Source organism: Pseudoalteromonas sp. BZA4 (assembly GCF_040104395.1).
Classification (GTDB): domain Bacteria; phylum Pseudomonadota; class Gammaproteobacteria; order Enterobacterales; family Alteromonadaceae; genus Pseudoalteromonas.
In genome coordinates, this window is the sequence record NZ_JBECOT010000073.1 from 1 (window position 1) to 17,392 (window position 17,392).

16 protein-coding genes are annotated in these 17,392 nt (G+C 41.5%); 5 read left to right on the forward strand and 11 right to left on the reverse strand.

Translation table 11 applies throughout. From position 1 onward, the window contains the following. Positions 1 to 331 precede the first annotated feature (331 nt). Genes ABMY41_RS19250 through ABMY41_RS19260 form a run of 3 tightly spaced genes read left to right on the forward strand, consistent with a single transcriptional unit; the run spans position 332 to position 5,295 of the window. The gene (locus ABMY41_RS19250) at positions 332 to 1,966 is read left to right on the forward strand and encodes a response regulator (RefSeq protein ID WP_175082777.1); all 1,635 of its coding nucleotides are present in this window, start codon (positions 332 to 334) and stop codon (positions 1,964 to 1,966) included. Positions 1,967 to 1,984: 18 nt separating this feature from the next. Beyond that, positions 1,985 to 3,349 carry an extracellular solute-binding protein gene (locus ABMY41_RS19255; protein WP_062566966.1) on the forward strand — a complete coding sequence of 455 codons (1,365 nt, stop codon included), beginning with the start codon at positions 1,985 to 1,987 and terminating at the stop codon, positions 3,347 to 3,349. Further along, positions 3,346 to 5,295 carry an ATP-binding protein gene (locus tag ABMY41_RS19260; RefSeq protein ID WP_175082779.1) on the forward strand — a complete coding sequence of 650 codons (1,950 nt, stop codon included), beginning with the start codon at positions 3,346 to 3,348 and terminating at the stop codon, positions 5,293 to 5,295. The genes ABMY41_RS19255 and ABMY41_RS19260 overlap by 4 nt, the downstream gene beginning before the upstream one ends. Positions 5,296 to 5,324: 29 nt before the next feature. Here the strand turns inward: ABMY41_RS19260 and msrB are convergent, their stop codons facing one another. The 11 genes from msrB to ABMY41_RS19315 form a co-directional block, all read right to left on the reverse strand. Continuing rightward, complete coding sequence (msrB, locus tag ABMY41_RS19265; protein ID WP_349275947.1) at positions 5,325 to 5,768, reverse strand: peptide-methionine (R)-S-oxide reductase MsrB; 444 nt, start codon at positions 5,766 to 5,768, stop codon at positions 5,325 to 5,327. Positions 5,769 to 5,836: 68 nt separating this feature from the next. After that, positions 5,837 to 6,289, reverse strand: a complete 453-nt coding sequence (locus ABMY41_RS19270; RefSeq protein ID WP_349275949.1) for a hypothetical protein — start codon at positions 6,287 to 6,289, stop codon at positions 5,837 to 5,839. Between the two features lie 9 nt (positions 6,290 to 6,298). Then, entirely contained in the window at positions 6,299 to 6,787 is a 489-nt protein-coding gene (locus tag ABMY41_RS19275; RefSeq protein WP_349275950.1) for a DUF2919 domain-containing protein, read from the reverse strand. Further along, positions 6,784 to 7,128 (reverse strand): DUF3392 family protein, encoded by a 345-nt coding sequence (locus ABMY41_RS19280; protein WP_349275951.1) that lies wholly within the window; start codon positions 7,126 to 7,128, stop codon positions 6,784 to 6,786. The genes ABMY41_RS19275 and ABMY41_RS19280 overlap by 4 nt, the downstream gene beginning before the upstream one ends. Then, positions 7,121 to 9,142 (reverse strand): NAD-dependent DNA ligase LigA, encoded by a 2,022-nt coding sequence (ligA, locus tag ABMY41_RS19285; RefSeq protein ID WP_175082781.1) that lies wholly within the window; start codon positions 9,140 to 9,142, stop codon positions 7,121 to 7,123. Before ligA ends, ABMY41_RS19280 begins: the two co-directional genes overlap by 8 nt. 82 nt (positions 9,143 to 9,224) lie before the next feature. Next, positions 9,225 to 9,953 (reverse strand): cell division protein ZipA, encoded by a 729-nt coding sequence (gene zipA / locus ABMY41_RS19290; protein WP_349275952.1) that lies wholly within the window; start codon positions 9,951 to 9,953, stop codon positions 9,225 to 9,227. Between the two features lie 33 nt (positions 9,954 to 9,986). Next, entirely contained in the window at positions 9,987 to 13,388 is a 3,402-nt protein-coding gene (locus tag ABMY41_RS19295; protein WP_349275954.1) for an AAA family ATPase, read from the reverse strand. Positions 13,389 to 13,448: 60 nt separating this feature from the next. Further along, complete coding sequence (locus tag ABMY41_RS19300) at positions 13,449 to 14,180, reverse strand: RNA methyltransferase (RefSeq protein WP_175082784.1); 732 nt, start codon at positions 14,178 to 14,180, stop codon at positions 13,449 to 13,451. Between the two features lie 128 nt (positions 14,181 to 14,308). Beyond that, entirely contained in the window at positions 14,309 to 14,755 is a 447-nt protein-coding gene (locus ABMY41_RS19305) for a flavodoxin (protein ID WP_349275956.1), read from the reverse strand. After that, positions 14,742 to 15,515 carry a tRNA pseudouridine(65) synthase TruC gene (gene truC / locus ABMY41_RS19310; RefSeq protein ID WP_349275958.1) on the reverse strand — a complete coding sequence of 258 codons (774 nt, stop codon included), beginning with the start codon at positions 15,513 to 15,515 and terminating at the stop codon, positions 14,742 to 14,744. Before truC ends, ABMY41_RS19305 begins: the two co-directional genes overlap by 14 nt. Before the next feature lies 1 nt (position 15,516). Continuing rightward, a complete protein-coding gene (locus tag ABMY41_RS19315) occupies positions 15,517 to 15,831 on the reverse strand; it encodes a YqcC family protein (RefSeq protein ID WP_349275960.1) in 315 nt (104 codons plus the stop codon). A 106-nt stretch (positions 15,832 to 15,937) separates the two neighbouring features. Between ABMY41_RS19315 and ABMY41_RS19320 the strand changes: the two genes are divergently transcribed. Both ABMY41_RS19320 and ABMY41_RS19325 read left to right on the forward strand, forming a co-directional pair. Next, positions 15,938 to 16,966 carry a DUF3549 family protein gene (locus tag ABMY41_RS19320; protein WP_105181558.1) on the forward strand — a complete coding sequence of 343 codons (1,029 nt, stop codon included), beginning with the start codon at positions 15,938 to 15,940 and terminating at the stop codon, positions 16,964 to 16,966. Continuing rightward, the gene (locus ABMY41_RS19325) at positions 16,967 to 17,266 is read left to right on the forward strand and encodes a DUF3301 domain-containing protein (RefSeq protein WP_054553721.1); all 300 of its coding nucleotides are present in this window, start codon (positions 16,967 to 16,969) and stop codon (positions 17,264 to 17,266) included. Positions 17,267 to 17,392 lie beyond the last annotated feature (126 nt).

The window sequence follows — 17,392 nt, forward strand, 5'->3', positions numbered from 1 at the left end:
CGTATTTTTATATTGAAAAATACTACAACTCAGTAAGAAGGCATGGCACCCTAGGGTATAAAAGTCCCATGCAGTACGAACAAGTTAATTAAACCCCGTGTCTACTTTATCGGGGTCAGATCAGATATCTAACTTCTAATATCTAACTTCTAATATCTAACTTCTAATATCTAACTTCTAATACCTAACTTCTAAAACCTATCACTCACTACTCCCTTTATTGATATAACCCAAAGCTAAACTTTAAATCATTGCAAAAGCTGTAATTTGCCTTGTCAGCAGCTAGACTGTTTATTATAGTCATCGTTAATGTCACTTAGTCGCAAGTCCAATGCCTGCAAAGATTTTTTCGAAAGCCAAAATTTTAATAGTTGAAGAGCAGCCACTTGCTCAAAGCTATATGAAACAGTCCTTAGAGGGATTGGGGTTTCGTCAGTTGCGTTTTGCTGAGCATGCAATTGCAGCAAAAGAACAATGTCAAATTGAGCAATTTGATCTCATCGTTTGTTCCTTTAACCTTAGTAAACATCAAGATGGTTATCAGCTTTATGAAGAGCTGAAAATGAAGCGTCTTATAAAAAACTCTACCGGCTTTATTTTTATTTCAGCTGAAACAAGCGGCTCGTTAGTCCACAGTGTGCTCGAGCTACAACCAGATGATTTCTTAGTTAAACCCTTTACAATTAACGAATTAAAAAATCGTATTGAAAAAGTGTTATTGCGCAAAAGTAACCTACATCAAATTTATCAACTTATTGATGATGGGAATGACTCCAAAGCAATTAAACAAATTGATACCTTGCTGCAAAACAAAGGTAATAGTTACAGCGCCATTCTATTGAGATTAAAAGGCGACGCCCTACTTCGCCTTAAGCGCTTTGAAGATGCCAAAACATTTTTTAAATCAGTGCTCGATATTCAAAAATTTACTTGGGCAAAAGTTGGTTTAGTCGAAGCGCTTATTGCTAATAATGAACATACCCTAGCACACCGCATGCTTAAGACGATGTTGCAGCGCAGTGAAACGAGACTAGTTGCGCTTGATTTACTGGGTCGATTAGAAATCAAACTCAATAAGTTTGATGAGGCACAGGATTTTTTTAGTAAAGCTGTTGAAATTGCCCCGCGTAACATTGACCGCCAGAAAACCTTAAGTCATGTATCACTGCTTAATCACGATTATGAAAAGAATTATTTAACGCAAAAAGACATTGCCAGTTACGCAAAACACTCAATTCACGATAACCCTGATATATATTTAAATGCAGCGCGCGCAGGGATTGATTTTGCTTTAACGACGGATCAAACCGATCAAGTTAATCGCATTTCGAGACAGACAAACCAGTACTTAAGTGATTTAAAAAAGCAGTTCCCGAATAGTAATAATCAAACACAAATTGATGTTCTCAATGCGCGTTTGCATTATTTAAAAGATGAACATCAAAAGGCTAAAGCACTTATCAATCAACTTGATGAAAGTGACACTCAAATTCGTTCAGTAGATGGTGCGCTCGATAAAGCGAAAGCATTTCATGAGCTTGGTTTTCACCACAAAGCACAGATGCTATTTAACCAAATAATAACTCACTGTGAACGCCACCCATCAGTTAGCGATCCGGTGTATTTACGTTATATTCAACAACAACAAACTGAACGACGAGATATCAAGCTCGGTCCGAAAGAGCTCAATAATCACGCTGTAACACAATTTAATAAAGGTCAGCTCAATACCGCACTTGAAGCCTTCACCCAAGCATTTAGGATCATGCCTAAAAATGCCAGCATCGCTTTAAACCTTCTGCAATGTTTATTCGATACAAATAACCAAGGCCAATCATTTAATTTAGCGCTCGCGAAAAAATGTTTTGCCTTGCTCGATGCACAAACATTAGAAGATGAACAAGCAATCCGCTTTGAAAAAATTAAAGCCCTGGCTGCAAAGTTAAAAATTAAGCTTGCTGAGTAATTGCGTATGGCATCTTCTTTGTTTAAATTTAAAAAGCCCCTCCTAAGCGTTGCGCTTTTAATATTTTGCCAATACAGCTTTGCCTCAGCAACATTACAACATTGGCAACAAGCCAGTATCAATTGGCAAAGTAAAGCAGGTAGCCATATCAATATTTTGGCTGATGAGCAGCCTGCATTTATGGCGTTAAAACCCTACATTCCTTTATTTGAGCAGCTAACAGGGATTTCTGTTGGCTTTCATGCTTTAGAACAATCACAAATGCGTGTTCGTCGCCATCAAGATTTAAGCGAGGCTTCAGGGCTTTACGATGTACTGCCGATGGGGATTACCTTTTTAGGTGAAGCGCAAAGCCAAGGCTGGATTGAGCCCTTGCAGCCTTACATTGATAACCCAAAACTGACAGACAAAACTTGGTATCAGTTAGAAGACATTAGTGAGCGTAGCCTAGCGCTTTGTAAAATTGATAACACGCTATATTCGTTACCATTTGATTTTTCTGCGCCGATTTATTTTTATCGCAAAGATCTTTTCGAACGTTTTAACTTAGCAGTTCCCGATACCTACGAGCAACTACAAGCAACCAAGGTTAAGTTACAACGGGAAATCGACCGCACCCCTTCTTTAAATGGTATGCATGCATTTGCCTCACGGACATTGCCCGGTGCAGGATTAAACACTTGGACTGTATTACCTGTTATGCGTGCTTATGGCGCTGAAGTTATCGACGCGCAGGGCCAGTCAGTTTTTAATAGCCCTGAAACGGCACAAAGCCTACAAGTGTATCGCGACCTAGTAACAGGGTTCGGCAATCCAGATAACAGCCGCTTACTGCATTTTTATGAAATTCGTCGCCTGTTTAAAGAAGGCCGCCTTGCCTCGGCCTTTTTGGCTTCTCATTTTTATAATGAAATAGATACCGCCGAAGAGTCAGATATTTGGAATAAATGGGAAGCTGCCCCCTTGCCTGCTGGTCCAATCGCCAGAGAAACATCTCCTTGGGCATGGGCATTTGCAATTAATAGCAAATCAACTAACAAAGATGCTGCATGGTTATTTATTCAATGGGCAACCAGTGAGCAGACCGCCGCACTACTTAGTACAGGCGGCTCACCGCCTAGGCAAAAAGTGTGGCACGAGAAGCTGTTTACTCTCGTAAACAAACCTGGCTTTAACAAAGCCATGTTATGGGTGTTTGAGCATGCAACGCCTGATCGCCTTCAGGCTGGCATGGTCGAGTTTCCGGTTATAGGCGAAATTATTTCGCAAACCTTTAGCCAAATTTTCTATGGTGCAGATATAAAACAATCAATCAAAAGCACAGACGCAAAAATCAACGCTAATATGCAGGCATTAAAAGTACGGAGCAATATTGAGCAATGAGAGTAAGTATTGCCCACAAAATTTTAATGATCATTGGCTTTACCATTACCCTTATTTTAGGGGCAAGTACGTCGTTGCATGTAATGGAGCTTAAAGAGCAAACACTTTTGAACATGAGTGAAAAAGCTGATGCGATTGTCTCGCCCATGTTGTCAGAAATAAATAGCCTCACAAAAGATAATACCGTGGGGAGTTGGGTGCTTAAAATTCAGGGTCTTACCCTAAAGAACATTTTAAAAAATAATACTTTTGATGATTTAAAAACGATTTACTTTATCGACCAAAATAATTTTATCGCCGCCCACCCGGATAACAGTAAAGTAGATACCCTAGAAACTAACCAAGAGCTGCTAAAACAGCTCAATCCTAAGCATAATGTCATTGTAGCCATGGAGCAGCAATATGTTGTTGCTGTGCCAATTAGCAACTTTCAGGGCGAAAATATCGGTTACGTTATGGTGAGTTTTTCAGATAAAGACTTAGCGTTAAAGACCAAATCGATTATTAGCAATGCGGTTTCGCTGTTTGCTATTTACCTGTTAACCGCACTTATCATCGCCTATATCATTATTCGCCGTATTATCTTGCAGCCCATTGATCAGCTCGTGGAGTTTTCTCATGCCGTGACCACGGGTGATTTAAACTGCCCTATTAATATAAAGAGCCAAGATGAAATAGGTACTCTCGCCAGTGGCTTTAAAATGATGCGCGCTGCGGTTAGACAGCAGATAAACAGCATGCATGAACAACATAGTTTGCTTGAAGACACAGTTGCAAAGCGCACTCAAGAGTACCTTGATGCTAAAGAGCAAGCTGAGCAATCAAATCAGGCTAAAAGTCGCTTTTTAGCTAATATGTCGCATGAGTTAAGAACTCCGCTCAATGCAGTGCTAGGTTTTAGCCAATTACTACAAGATAGCGAAACAGATAAAAATAAGCGTCGTTATTTAGAAGCAATATCAATCTCTGGTAATTCACTGCTTAATGTTTTGAATGACATTCTCGATTTATCAAAAATCGATGCAGGTAAAATGCAACTCGATATTGAGCGTGTAGAAATCCCTAAAATGTGCCATGAGCTTAATATGATGTTTTTACAACTCAGTGCGCAAAAGGATCTCGACTTACAAATAAGCTCTCATCCTGAGTTAACAACCCCTGTGTTACTTGATAGCAATAAAGTGCGCCAAGTACTAACCAACTTAATCAGTAATGCCATTAAGTTCACTGCACAAGGCAGTGTTAAAGTGTATTTCGATTTTAAAGCCCACGATGACAACAGCAATATTGATATCAAAATTCATGTCACAGACACAGGTAAAGGTATTCCTAAAGATCAACAAGATCTTATTTTTAATGATTTTGAACAAGTACAAGGCCAACGTAGTTCGGAGTTTGGTGGTACGGGTTTAGGTCTTGCGATTTCACTGCGTTTTATCAAGCTAATGGGTGGTGAATTATCGGTGATCAGCGATAAAGATAAAGGCAGTGAGTTTATCGTGTCGTTACCAAATGTTGAATTAGCTGAATCTAAAAATGAAGTGAAACATCGTAACTACCCCGCTATTTCGAGCTACCACTTTAATCCTGCTCGAATTTTGATTGTTGATGATATTCCCTACAACCGTGACTATTTAGAGTCCTTTTTATCGCGCTGGAGCTTTACCGTAGACACGGCTATCAATGGTGAAGATGCCCTTAAAAAAATTGAGCAGCATCAGCCTGATTTAATCATCATGGATTTAAAAATGCCGGTGATGGGCGGATTAGAAGCAAGTCAGTTAATTCGCAGTGATGATCGCTTCAAGCATATTCCAATCATTGCGGTTACAGCATCGGTATTAAAAGATGATAAGGCGCAATCCAGTATTTTGACAGACTATATAATTAGTAAGCCAATTCACCGTGAGCACCTTATTTTCATCATTGCTCAATACTTAGATTAGGTAATAATTAGATAGAGACTAAACACGCATTAGTTGCGTTTTTTCATCGCTATAGCATTCATGCAATAGCGTAAGCCACTTGGCGGTGGACCATCAGGAAATACATGTCCTAAATGTGCATCGCAAACATTACATACGGCTTCAATGCGCTGCATACCATGGCTAGAGTCCGCGATATAGGCAATGCTTTCAACACTGCTAGGCTGAGTAAATGACGGCCAACCAGTGCCACTGTCGAACTTTTCATCACCATCAAATAATAAATTATCGCAACAGATGCAGGCATATTGACCAGGTTCAAATATCGTACATGAATCAGAGCTATGCGGACGCTCAGTCCCTTTTAAGCGAGTAACATAGAATGCATCTTGTTCGAGCTCAGCTTGCCACTCAGATGGTGACTTTTCGACTCGACGTGGAGGTGTTGGGTTACCGTTATGGGCAAACTCTAAAATATCTTGCCAAGTTAACATAGTGCTCCCTCAAGGTTGAATACAACTATTGCACAGTACATCACAAGCACAGCCAAGAGCAAGTAGCATTAATTCGCTTGTAAACGGATATCTATTTGCGCACGTTCGCGCTCAGAAAGTAGCTGTGCTAAATGACTATTTATTTGGCTGCTGTTAACACTTAATACGGCTGTTATCAGCTGGTCATTGACATCAGTTACATGGATTATCCCTTCGCCGATTTCAATTTGCTTAATTTGGCCAATTAATACAAACTCAGCTTTGCGTTTAAAATCGAATAAACCAGCCAGACTTATCAACGCTAGCTGATTCACATCACGCTTTAGTAAATCAGTAATGGGGTTACGCGCTACAAATAACGGAGTCACTCGATAAAGGCTTGATAAAGTAATAAAGCCCCATAACATCACAAACAACGAAAATGCAGCACTGTGCCAAAGTGGCGTAAATACCCATATAGCGATTAATACGAATGCGATAGTAAATGAGATTTTTGCTAAAAGCTTATTAATTGCCAACATATTGCTGCCCTATTTTTTTGTTATTGGATCTGGCCAATCATTAAAAAAGACCGACAGATATCTGCTTTTTAATAAATATAACAGTACCCATAACACCAGCACCATTTGACAGGCTAAGAAAAACGAAAACTGATAATGACTGTGCGCAGCCTGATAGGTTAACCAACTTAAATCTGTGATTGCACACAAAATTAATGGCCAGCGCATAAATCGCCAAATAGACGCGAGACGTTTGGCACTTTCAGCATTTTCTTGAGGTCGGCGTAAACAAAAGATCACCGCCGGTAATAAGGCGATTGCCGCAATGGCAATGGCTGTAAAGAAATCGCTTTTCGACTTAAAAAACAGCGACATGATATCTAAATCAGGGCGACGACTCAGCGCCGCCATAATCCATATAAAGTAACTGCGTAACAACACTAACAAAGTTAAATGAAACGCTACTGGGGTTCGATAAGCGCCGTGTTTATCCCAGTATTCTGGACCGTAGCGATTCATATTTGGTTCTTCTTATCGGCAATGATGCCAAGTACCAAAAACGCAGCTGTAAGTGTAAGCGCCAGCCATTTAACACCGAGTAGCAGTAGCAACTTACTTAAAAATGGAGTTACAAACACCACAAGTAGGCCCATGCCAAACCCTGTGACCAACACAAAGCAAAGCACGCGAATAATAAAGTGACGACGCGCGACAAAGCGCTTGGTCACTTTAATAATGTCGTTTGCGTACAAGGATAAAAAACACACCACCAGTAGTAATGAAATATTGTAAAGGTGTGGTTGCAGCCATCTGCCGATTGTTAAAGCAACTGACGACAATTCCTGCAATAGACTATCCATTGTGCTCACTTAAAAGCGCAATAAGGTCAGCCTCAGTTAACACATCAATGCCTAAGTCTTGTGCTTTGGTTAATTTTGAGCCCGCCTTTTCACCCGCAATAAGCGCATCTGTTTTAGCAGATACACTACCCGATACTTTTGCACCTAACGCTTGTAAACGTGCTTTTGCATCATTACGATTAAGCTCACTCAATGTGCCGGTCAGTACGTAAGTTAAGCCAGCTAATGGCTGCGCATCGGCGCTCGGCGCTGTTAATTCTGGCCAGTGAATACCTTGCTCAACCAATGCATTTACAACCGCCATATTGTGCTCTTCGCTAAAGAAGCCACGTACATGCTTGGCAACGATTTCACCCACGTCACTTACTTCAGTTAACGCATCAACGCTTGCTTGAGTAATTTTTTCTAGCGTTAAAAAGTGGTTTGCTAAGTTTTGCGCGGTTGCTTCACCCACTTCGCGAATACCTAACGAATATAAGAATTTAGCTAAGGTTGTTTGCTTAGCATCTTGCAGTGCATTAACTAAGTTCTTAGCAGACTTTGGACCCATTCGCTCTAGTGATTCAAAATGACCTTGTTTAAGAATAAATAAATCAGCAGGCGTTTTGATCAGTTCACGATCAACGAGTTGATCTACAATTTTGTCGCCCAAGCCATCAACATCAAGTGCTTTACGTGACGCAAAATGTTTAATTGCTTGCTTACGCTGCGCTTGACACACTAAACCACCAGTACAACGAGCAACCGCTTCACCTTCAATGCGTTCGACATGTGAGTCGCAAATTGGGCAAGTAGCAGGAAATTCAATGTCTTTAGCATCGTCAGGGCGACGTTCAAGGACAACTTGGGTAATTTGTGGAATAACATCACCTGCACGGCGAATAATCACGGTATCGCCAATTTTAACGCCTAAACGAGCAATTTCATCGCCATTATGAAGCGTTGCATTAGATACCGTTACGCCACCTACAAATACCGGCTCTAATCGTGCTACAGGGGTAATTGCGCCTGTGCGCCCTACCTGAAACTCAACATCAAGTAATTGGGTGATTTCTTCTTGTGCCGGGAATTTAAAAGCAATTGCCCAGCGTGGTGCTCGTGCTACAAAGCCTAAACGCTCTTGTCGTTTTTTGTCGTTTACTTTAATAACCACACCGTCAATTTCGTAGGCTAGGCTACTTCGACGCGTCAAGATATCTTGGTAATAATCAAGTGCAGCTTGCTGACCTTCAACGAGCTTTGTTTCTGGGCAAAGTGGTAAACCCCAATCGGTAAGTTTAGCAAGCTGTTGGTAATGATCTTCTGGTAACTGCCCATCGGCAACAAGCCCAGTGCTGTAGGCATAAAACATCAGTGGACGTTTTGCTGTTACTTTAGAGTCAAGCTGTCGTAAGCTACCGGCAGCAGCATTACGTGGGTTAACAAAGACTTTGTCGCCACGTTTTTCGGCTTCACTGTTTAGTTTGGCAAAACCAGCGCTGTCCATAAATACTTCACCGCGCACTTCAAGCTCTGCTGGGAAGTCATCGCCACGTAACTTAAGCGGCACATTACGAATTGTTTTCACGTTTTGAGTGATGTTTTCACCTACCATACCATCGCCACGGGTAGCAGCTTGGACCAAAACACCATCACGATAAATAATTGATACAGCTAAACCATCAAGCTTAGGCTCACAACAAAAAGTCAGCTCATTGTTATCCATTAAACGCTCTTTGATACGGCGGTTAAAGGCGGCAAACTCTTCTTCTGAAAAGGCATTATCAAGTGACAGCATCGGCACTTGGTGAGTGACTTGCTCAAACTTATCAAGTGCAGCGCCACCGACTTTTTGAGTCGGTGAGTCTGGGCTTTGAAACTCAGGATTAGCTTGCTCAAGGGCGCTTAATTCGCGCATTAAACGGTCATATTCAGCATCAGGAATGCTTGGTGCATCCAGCACATAGTAATTATGGTTATGCTCTTCTAACTGGGCACGAAGTTGGCTAATTTGCTCAAAGATAGGGCTGGACATGAAAACCTCAAAAATCTACATAAAAAAGCCACTTAGACGACTTAACGCCAAGTGGCCTAACACTTATCATTTATACGAACGTTTAAGCTGAAAAGCTGCGAACTTTCTCAACATACTCACGAACGCTTTCAACCGTCATTTCTTCACGGTTGCTATCTAAAATCGTTGCACCAAATTCATCAGCTAGCTTTTTAGCTGCACTGTGCAACATGTTGAATGCACTTAGACCGTCGCCATCACATGGTAAGGTCATAAATAAGCTAACACCTGCCGTACTAAACTGTTCCATATTATCAATATCGAACGTGCCTGGGTTGTACATATTCACTAAACGGAATAACACCGGACCTGTGCCTGCTGGGTCTAAGTGACGATTAAAGAAACCCTCTTCAGAATACTTAAAGCCTAACATATTAACAGCTGGCAATAATTGGCTGCCATCCATTGTTAAACCTTCTGGCATTTGTAAATGCACAATAATGAAATCGGTTGGAGCTTGTGCATCTGCTGGCTCTTTTTCAACTTCTTGTTGCTCAGCTTCAGGCTCTTCAACAAACTGTTCTGAAACAGACGGCTCGTCGTGACTTTCTGCTGAAAAGCTTAAATCACCAAACTCTGGCTCATCACGCTCCTGCGGTTTTACAGTCGCAGGCTCTTGAACCTCGCTGGTTGTTTCGTTCGGTTCAACCCGCTCTACTGAAGGCGTATCTGGGCTGTCCTTTTTACGCACCGACCATAAGCCGTGAATTAATAAACCACCAATGACAAATACACTGATTACGATTAAAGCCCATCTTAATTCTTCGGCCATCCCCTCACCTTTATTATTTGATATGCCTAAATTTTATGCATGTGCCATTTGCACAGCTTGTTCTATATCTACAGCGACCATACGTGATACACCTGGTTCCGCCATAGTTACACCGGTCAATCTGCCTGCCATTTCCATAGCAATCTTGTTATGACTGATATAAATAAATTGTACTGATTGTGACATCTCTTCTACCAAACGGCAAAAACGACCCACGTTCGCATCATCCAATGGCGCATCCACTTCATCTAGCATACAGAATGGAGCTGGATTGAGCCTGAATATTGAAAACACCAATGATAATGCGGTCAGCGCTTTTTCTCCACCACTAAGCAGGTGAATTGTCGAATTTTTCTTGCCTGGTGGCCTTGCCATGATGCTCACCCCACTTTCAAGTAGATCATCACTGGTCAATTCAAGGTAAGCACTACCGCCACCAAACACTTTTGGGAATAACTCCCCAAAGTCTGTATTTACTTGTTCAAAGGTCGCCTTGAAACGATTTTTTGTTTCTCGGTCGATTTTTTGAATCGCCCCTTCAAGGGTATTTAATGCTTGTGTTAAGTCATCAAGCTGCTGATTTAAATAATCGCTGCGCTGTTTAGCCTGCTCAAACTCATCTATTGCCGCTAAGTTCACCGCGCCAAGTTCATTTAATGCTTGCGTGGTTTTTGTAAGCCTCGTTTGCATGCTATTTAAATTGGCATTGTCAGGCAGTTCTTCAAGTACTGTTTTTAAATTTTGTTCCAGTTCTTCAAGTGGCTCTAACGCAGCTTGCGCCTTCACGATTAAACTTTGCTCATCCAGCGCTAATGCTTGCAACTGCTCTTGTAACGTCACCAACTCAGATTGCGATGATTTCAACGCTGTTTGCTTATCAGCAAGCTCCTTTTTAGCTTGACTCAAGGCCGCTTGCAAGTTTTTCAGCTCAACGTCACTTTGTTGATGCTTTTCAAGCAATAGCATAATTTGCTCTGCTACTTCTTCAAGCGGGATCACTAATTCTTCTAGTTGCTCGTTGAGCTCTAATACAGCTTCACTGGCAGCACTTTGTGCGGCATTTGCATGCTGTAGTTTGGTTTCGCTAAGTTGACATTCACTGCGAGCTTTTTGTTCAGCCAAATTTGCTTGATGTGCTTGCGTTTTATATTGCTCAAGCATAGAAGCCACTTGGCGATAGCGGTTATTTGCCTCAGTTTGTTGGTGTTTTGCTTGCTCTAACTCAGTTTCAAGTTCTAATTGCTGCTCTAGCAGTTGTTCTAGTAAACACTGCTGAGTTTGTTGCTGTTCGTCAGCATTTTGCTTTTGCTCAGCCAGTAAGGTTTGACGCTGTTGCAACTTAATAAGCTGGTTTTGCCACTGGGTTTGCTGCTCTAATAGCATATCGCGTCGAGTGCTGGCAGATGCAATCTGCTGAGCTGCTTGGTGAATTCGTTCTCTGTATTGCTCTTTGTCGGCGATAAGTGTTTTCTTGTGAGCTAGATGCTCATTTAGCAATTGCTGCTTAGTTTCTAATTGCTCGTTGAGTTCTTCATCTAACTGCTGAGCATCACTTAGCTGAGCATGCTTTAAAAGCAAAGAACTGTCGGCATCTTTATTGGCATCGGTATGAAAGTTACGACCATGCATACAGCCCTCTTCATCAATCACAGCCAGCCAATATGGATCCGCCAAAATAGCGTCATCAAAACAAGGTTGAAATGCAAACCGTGCTAATAAATCAGGGTAAGCACCCGATTCGATATAATTAGCTAATGACTCTTTTGGTAACTCAGCATTATTAGTTACAGGCCAAACACTGTTAGGCTCTTTATGTTGACTGACCTTTAGATGCTCAAGGCCAAGTAGGGCTTGTTCAATTAGCGGCTCAAAGCCAGAAGCCACCTTTAACTGCGCCAATAGAGAGACACTGTCGCTGTCGGTTTGCTCTGATAACAAAGAGTTAAGCGCAGCTATGCTGGCTCTGTTTTCATTACTGTGCTGCTGAACCCGCTTTAAGTCCTGCTCTAAGTGCTGTTGCTCTTTATCCGCTTGCTCTAGATTTTGAGTGAGCTTATTCAGCGCACTTTGTTGCTGCGCAAGCTCTTTCGTCAAAGCTTGAATTTGCTGTTGTTGTTCTGCAATTTGCGCTGCAACTGGGGTCGCTTCGAGCTCAGTAATTTCAGCGGCAAGTTGTGCCTGCTGAGATTCAAGTTGCGCAACAGTCTGGGCAAAGTGAGCCTGTTGACTCTTTGCTACATTAATATCACTGCTATGAGCTTGGCTTTTCTGTAAGGTGCTTTGATATTGCTCATTGGCGCTTTGCGTTTGTTGCTGTTGCTGTGCGACTTGTTCTTCAACCTCTGCAACTTGCTCAGCGCACAGTAAACTTTGCTCAATCGCTTCTTGTAGCTGCTCTTGTAAAATGGCGGCTGAGGCGTGTTGCTCTTCTTGCAGCTCTTTATTTTGTAACTGCAGTTGTTGCTGTTTGATAAGGTTTTGGCTAAGTGTTTGCTGTTGCTGCTTTAAGCTGATCTGTTGCTGCTCTTTGCGGGTTAAATCAGTATGAGTTTGATGCTGAGCCTGCTGTGCGTCTTGCAGTTTTTGCTGCTCAAGCTGCACCTGATTTTCAAGGCTTGCTAAAACATCATCGTGGCCAGAATGCGCTTCTTTAAAGAACTTGACTTGTTCTTTAAGTTTATTGATTTGCTCAGCTTTATCGATTTGTTGTTGGTGTAACTTCTGCCACTTTAAAACCGCAATTTGCCCTTTTAAGGTGCGCTCAGTGGCTTTTAGCTCTCGGTATTTTTTTGCATCGACTGATTGCACTGCAAGTTTATCGAGCTGTGTTTGCAACTCCTGCCTTACATCAAGCAATCGCTCAAGGTTTTCGCGGGTGCTTTTAATGCGGGTTTGCGTTTCACGACGACGCTCTTTGTATTTTGAAACCCCCGCTGCCTCTTCTAAAAAAACACGTAAATCAGCAGGTTTGCTCTCAATTAAACGCGAGATCATGCCCTGCTCAATAATCGCATAGCTGCGCGGGCCAAGACCTGTGCCTAAAAAGATATCGGTAATATCACGCTTACGGCATTTACTGCCATTTAGAAAATAAATTGACTGGCCATCTCGGGTCACTAAGCGCTTAATCGCCACTTGGTTTCGATCAGCAAAGGTATTCGGAAGATGGCCACTGGTGTTATCAAACACCAACTCAACAGAGGCTTGTGAAATAGGTTTTCGATTAGTTGAGCCGTTAAAAATAACATCGGTCATGGCATCGCCACGTAAGTTTTTAGCTGAGCTTTCACCGAGCACCCAACGCACTGCATCGATGACATTTGATTTGCCACAGCCGTTCGGGCCGACAACACACGTCATCTGATCAGGAAATGGGATCTTAGTGGGTTCAACAAACGATTTGAAACCCGCTAATTTTATGGTGCATAAGCGCATCTAATTGTTTTACCGATTTTTATTGTTATTCTTCAATTTAACCCATTTTAGGGTAAAAGGTTAAGCGTGGCGCTTAAAATTATCTAAAATAATACCCGTTGCCATCGCTACATTAAGCGATTCTGCTTGGCCATAAGCCGGAATAGTGATTTTATCAGTAACTAAGCTTTCGCAATCAGTACGTATACCATGAGATTCACTGCCCATTAGTAATACGGCATCTTGTTTAAGAGCAGTTTTGTGGATGTTCTCACCTTCTAAAAATGCACCATACACAGGAAGATTTAAGCTTGGTAAGTAATTAGTTAAGTCAGTTTGTGAGACACACACGCGAGCAAATGAACCCATGGTTGCGCTAATGGTTTTCGGGTTATAAGCATCCGCACTATCTGTGCTGGTAACAATATGCTTAATACCATACCAATCAGCAACACGAATAATCGTTCCTAAATTCCCCGGATCCGACACGCCATCAAGGGCTAAAATAAGTCCCGATGTTGGTAATGCTTGCTGACTTGGCATATCAACAACAGCAATGGCTGCGTTGTTACTAACAAGCGTACTGGCTTTAGTTAGGCTGTCTTCATCTGCTTCAATGACTTGATGGGCTGCAAGCGCTGATTGGTGCGCAGAAATAAATGCAGGAGTCGCAAATATATGAGCAATACTTAGCCCACTGTTTAGTAATTCAAGTACATTTTTTTCGCCTTGAACAAGGTACTGGTTATATTGCTTACGGTATTTCTTTTGACCTAATGCACGAATTAGTTTCAGTTGGTTTTTGGAAATCATAACAGCCTCATAAAATGATTCATTAGTATATCACCAAGGTCACAGATTCTGTACTCGAAAAACCAAGGGGGAAGTGCCAATTGCTTATTCAATCAGCACTTTTAAGAGACGCTGGCTGATAAGAGGTATTAACTAATTTTTGTCAGCCATTCATTTAACCATGGCTCAGTTACAGGCCAAGGTTCAAAATCTTCACAGGCATCAATTTCTAAACGATGACCAACAGGTTTTGCCTGTAAATCGCGAAATAGCTCATCAAAGCTGCGACCTGCACCACAAAACGTATCGCCATAGCTGCGGTCGCCCATAGCAATAATGCCGTATTGCTTGCCTGTTAACATAGGAAATTGATCATTTAATTGGCTATATAAAGCGATTAAATTGTCAGGAATATCGCCCTGACCCGTCGTTGAAGTGATCACTAAAATATGTGACGCAGCCAGCATGTCATCGACCGTGCCATTTTCAACTAATTGCGCTTGATGCTCATATTTTTCAATAACTTCAATAACTTGTTCACTTAAACGCTCAGCACCGCCGTAAACACTGCCGACAAAAATACTAATGGTTGCCATAATAATCCTTTTCTTCTGTTGGCCAGCCAAGTTGCTGGCAAATCGTTAACATTGCATCGCCTAAAGGCGCTCTAATTGTTATTGGTTGCTTGCTATAAGGGTGCACAAACTTTAATTCAGAGGCAAATAACATTAAACGACGAAGCTGAAAATGCTCTCTAAAAAATTGATTATGCTGGTTATCACCATGATTTACATCACCAATAATTGGCAATGATAAATGTTTTAAATGACGACGAATTTGATGTTTGCGGCCAGTTTTTGGAAAACACTCCACCAGCGAGTAACGAACTGTTGGGTATTTACCAATTGGAATAGGCAAGCTTGCTTGGTGCAGGCAATGAAATTGCGTTTGTGCTTCTTGCGGTGATTTATTTTGATCAGCAAACTTGTCAGCGATTTTATCAAGCTCTTCTTTTAAAGGTTTATCTAAGAAGATTGATTCGTTTAAAAAGCCTCTTACTAAAGCTAAATAACGCTTTTCAATTTGCCCATCAATAAATAACTGATTCATATCACGGGCTGCTTCTGAACTTAACGCAAACAGTAATACGCCTGAGGTTGGTCTATCTAAACGATGTACAGGAAACACGTGTTGACCAATTTGGTCACGCAGCATTTGCATCGCAAATTGGGTTTCGTGTTTGTCTAAAAACGAACGGTGAACCAATAAACCGGATGGCTTATCAATCGCAATGTAATTTTCATCGCGGTACAGAATCGTTAACTCGTCAAATTGTGGCTTAACAATCTCTTGCATCTTAGTCATCACTCAAAAGTTGATCGAGTTTTTGTAAAACACTAATTACTTCATGAGCACCGCGGTGCTGTACCAGCATCATTTCAGCCATAGGCGCAATTGCAAAATTACGGGGTAAAGGCTGAGCATGTGTGATTAAAGCATGCATTTTTTCAAGAAAAACAAATTGCAGCCATTGCTCAAAAGCCATGGTGTCATGACAAAACGGTACACTAGAATTGAGTGCACTTGGGTCAATCGGTGTTGTTTGCCAAAGTGAATGGCGTTGTAATGTGGATTCTAATTCGCGCAGCAGCGCCAAAGTCTGTTGATGCATTGTAAAACTCTTAATACCTTTGTGCTTAGTATACCCTGTTCCAAGGCGCCATGGTATGGCGTATAATTCGCGGCTGATATAGATTAATAATGGTAATTGAGATTTTATGACTGAGCAGATCGCCACATTAGGTCAACTTCTGGATGCAGCAGGCACCACTTGGCGTGCCTTCGATATTGGCAGACACATCACTAAATTAGACAAAAAACAATTTCTTGCCATTGAAGAAACAAAAATCCCTTACCCATACCCGCTTGCTGGTCATGCTTGGCTTGCTATTCAATTTTGGGATGTAAAAGCGTCTAAAGAACCTTATGTATGGTTTTTAAAATTCCCCCTAGATGAGCAAAGCCGTCTTGTAAGCGCAAGCCGCGATCATTTCGCAAATATGGTAATTGAAGCACTTGGTACAGAAATTACCGGTGAAAATGCCGAAGGCAAATTAGACAACAACCCGTATGTATTTACGCCAAACGCCAACAAGTTAGCGGCATTTAATGCACAGGTTAAATGTTTGCTTAAACAAAGTGCTTCACAGTATTACGAATATGCGCAGCTGTATTTTTCAGGCAAACTAGGGTTTGATAATTGGCAAAGTGTTGCAGTACAAGGTATTGCAGACTTTGCGATGCGTTTAGATAACGACAACAATTTAGCAAATCTACAAGCCGCTTGGGGGCAATTACCAGTCGAAGTATTACAGCCGCTAAGTGCAATGCTTGAACATGTTGCAATCGAACCCGTGTTTGCAGAGCAATTGTTAGCCTATGGTTTAAAGGCGATAGAGCAAAAAGACGACATTGCTCTTGTTGCAGCTCTTAGAAGTTTATCAAAAACAACGGCGCAAGGTTTAACTGCACAACTGGTAGATGCTGTATTACGCTCTGAGATGAACACCCAGTCAGATGTACTATTAACGATTGCGGGGCGCTGTTTTAGCACACTTGAAGACCCAGAACGCTTACACGTGTTTATGGATTGCTGTGCACACCACACTGAAATTGAACAACTGTTTGTGAGTATTTTCACCGATTTAGTTGCAATTCCTAGTATTCGCCCTCACCTACTAGGTTTATTAAGAAAAGAAAATCGTAGCGAAACACTCGCTCGAGCAATTGGAAGGTTATTTTCGTAAATGGCAGGCTTGTGGACACTCATCATCATTGGCAGCATCATCTACTTTTTTTGGTTAAACAGAAAAGTGGCCGAAGCAGCTAATCTTCATGCACAAAGACAAATTGAGCAATTAAATGTGCAATTGATGAGTGTTGCTTGCAATAAGCGCCGACTTGGCATTTTAAAAAGCGGTAAACCAGGTATAAAAAGCGAATTTATTTTTGAGTTTTCAAGTGATGGACAAAACGTGTATCAAGGCGTTTTGATCATGGAAAACGAATTACTTAAAAGCGTAGTAATACCGCCGCATAAGATTTAAGTTGCGAGTTGCGAGTTGCGTATATGGACTCCCCCTGTAAGGCAAGAAAATTCAAAGTGTAATTTGATAATAGCAAGTTCACGTATATTCGGCCTTATTATGGGGAGCTACCCCGAGACCTGAATG

Coding starts and splice junctions, on each gene's coding strand:
- ABMY41_RS19250 (WP_175082777.1), top strand. CDS start 332: ATGCCTGCAAAGATTTTTTCGAAAGCCAAAATTTTAATAGTTGAAGAG.
- ABMY41_RS19260 (WP_175082779.1), top strand. CDS start 3,346: ATGAGAGTAAGTATTGCCCACAAAATTTTAATGATCATTGGCTTTACC.
- msrB (WP_349275947.1), bottom strand. CDS start 5,768: ATGTTAACTTGGCAAGATATTTTAGAGTTTGCCCATAACGGTAACCCA.
- ABMY41_RS19270 (WP_349275949.1), bottom strand. CDS start 6,289: ATGTTGGCAATTAATAAGCTTTTAGCAAAAATCTCATTTACTATCGCA.
- ABMY41_RS19275 (WP_349275950.1), bottom strand. CDS start 6,787: ATGAATCGCTACGGTCCAGAATACTGGGATAAACACGGCGCTTATCGA.
- ABMY41_RS19280 (WP_349275951.1), bottom strand. CDS start 7,128: ATGGATAGTCTATTGCAGGAATTGTCGTCAGTTGCTTTAACAATCGGC.
- ligA (WP_175082781.1), bottom strand. CDS start 9,142: ATGTCCAGCCCTATCTTTGAGCAAATTAGCCAACTTCGTGCCCAGTTA.
- zipA (WP_349275952.1), bottom strand. CDS start 9,953: ATGGCCGAAGAATTAAGATGGGCTTTAATCGTAATCAGTGTATTTGTC.
- ABMY41_RS19295 (WP_349275954.1), bottom strand. CDS start 13,388: ATGCGCTTATGCACCATAAAATTAGCGGGTTTCAAATCGTTTGTTGAA.
- ABMY41_RS19300 (WP_175082784.1), bottom strand. CDS start 14,180: ATGATTTCCAAAAACCAACTGAAACTAATTCGTGCATTAGGTCAAAAG.
- ABMY41_RS19305 (WP_349275956.1), bottom strand. CDS start 14,755: ATGGCAACCATTAGTATTTTTGTCGGCAGTGTTTACGGCGGTGCTGAG.
- truC (WP_349275958.1), bottom strand. CDS start 15,515: ATGCAAGAGATTGTTAAGCCACAATTTGACGAGTTAACGATTCTGTAC.
- ABMY41_RS19315 (WP_349275960.1), bottom strand. CDS start 15,831: ATGCATCAACAGACTTTGGCGCTGCTGCGCGAATTAGAATCCACATTA.
- ABMY41_RS19320 (WP_105181558.1), top strand. CDS start 15,938: ATGACTGAGCAGATCGCCACATTAGGTCAACTTCTGGATGCAGCAGGC.
- ABMY41_RS19325 (WP_054553721.1), top strand. CDS start 16,967: ATGGCAGGCTTGTGGACACTCATCATCATTGGCAGCATCATCTACTTT.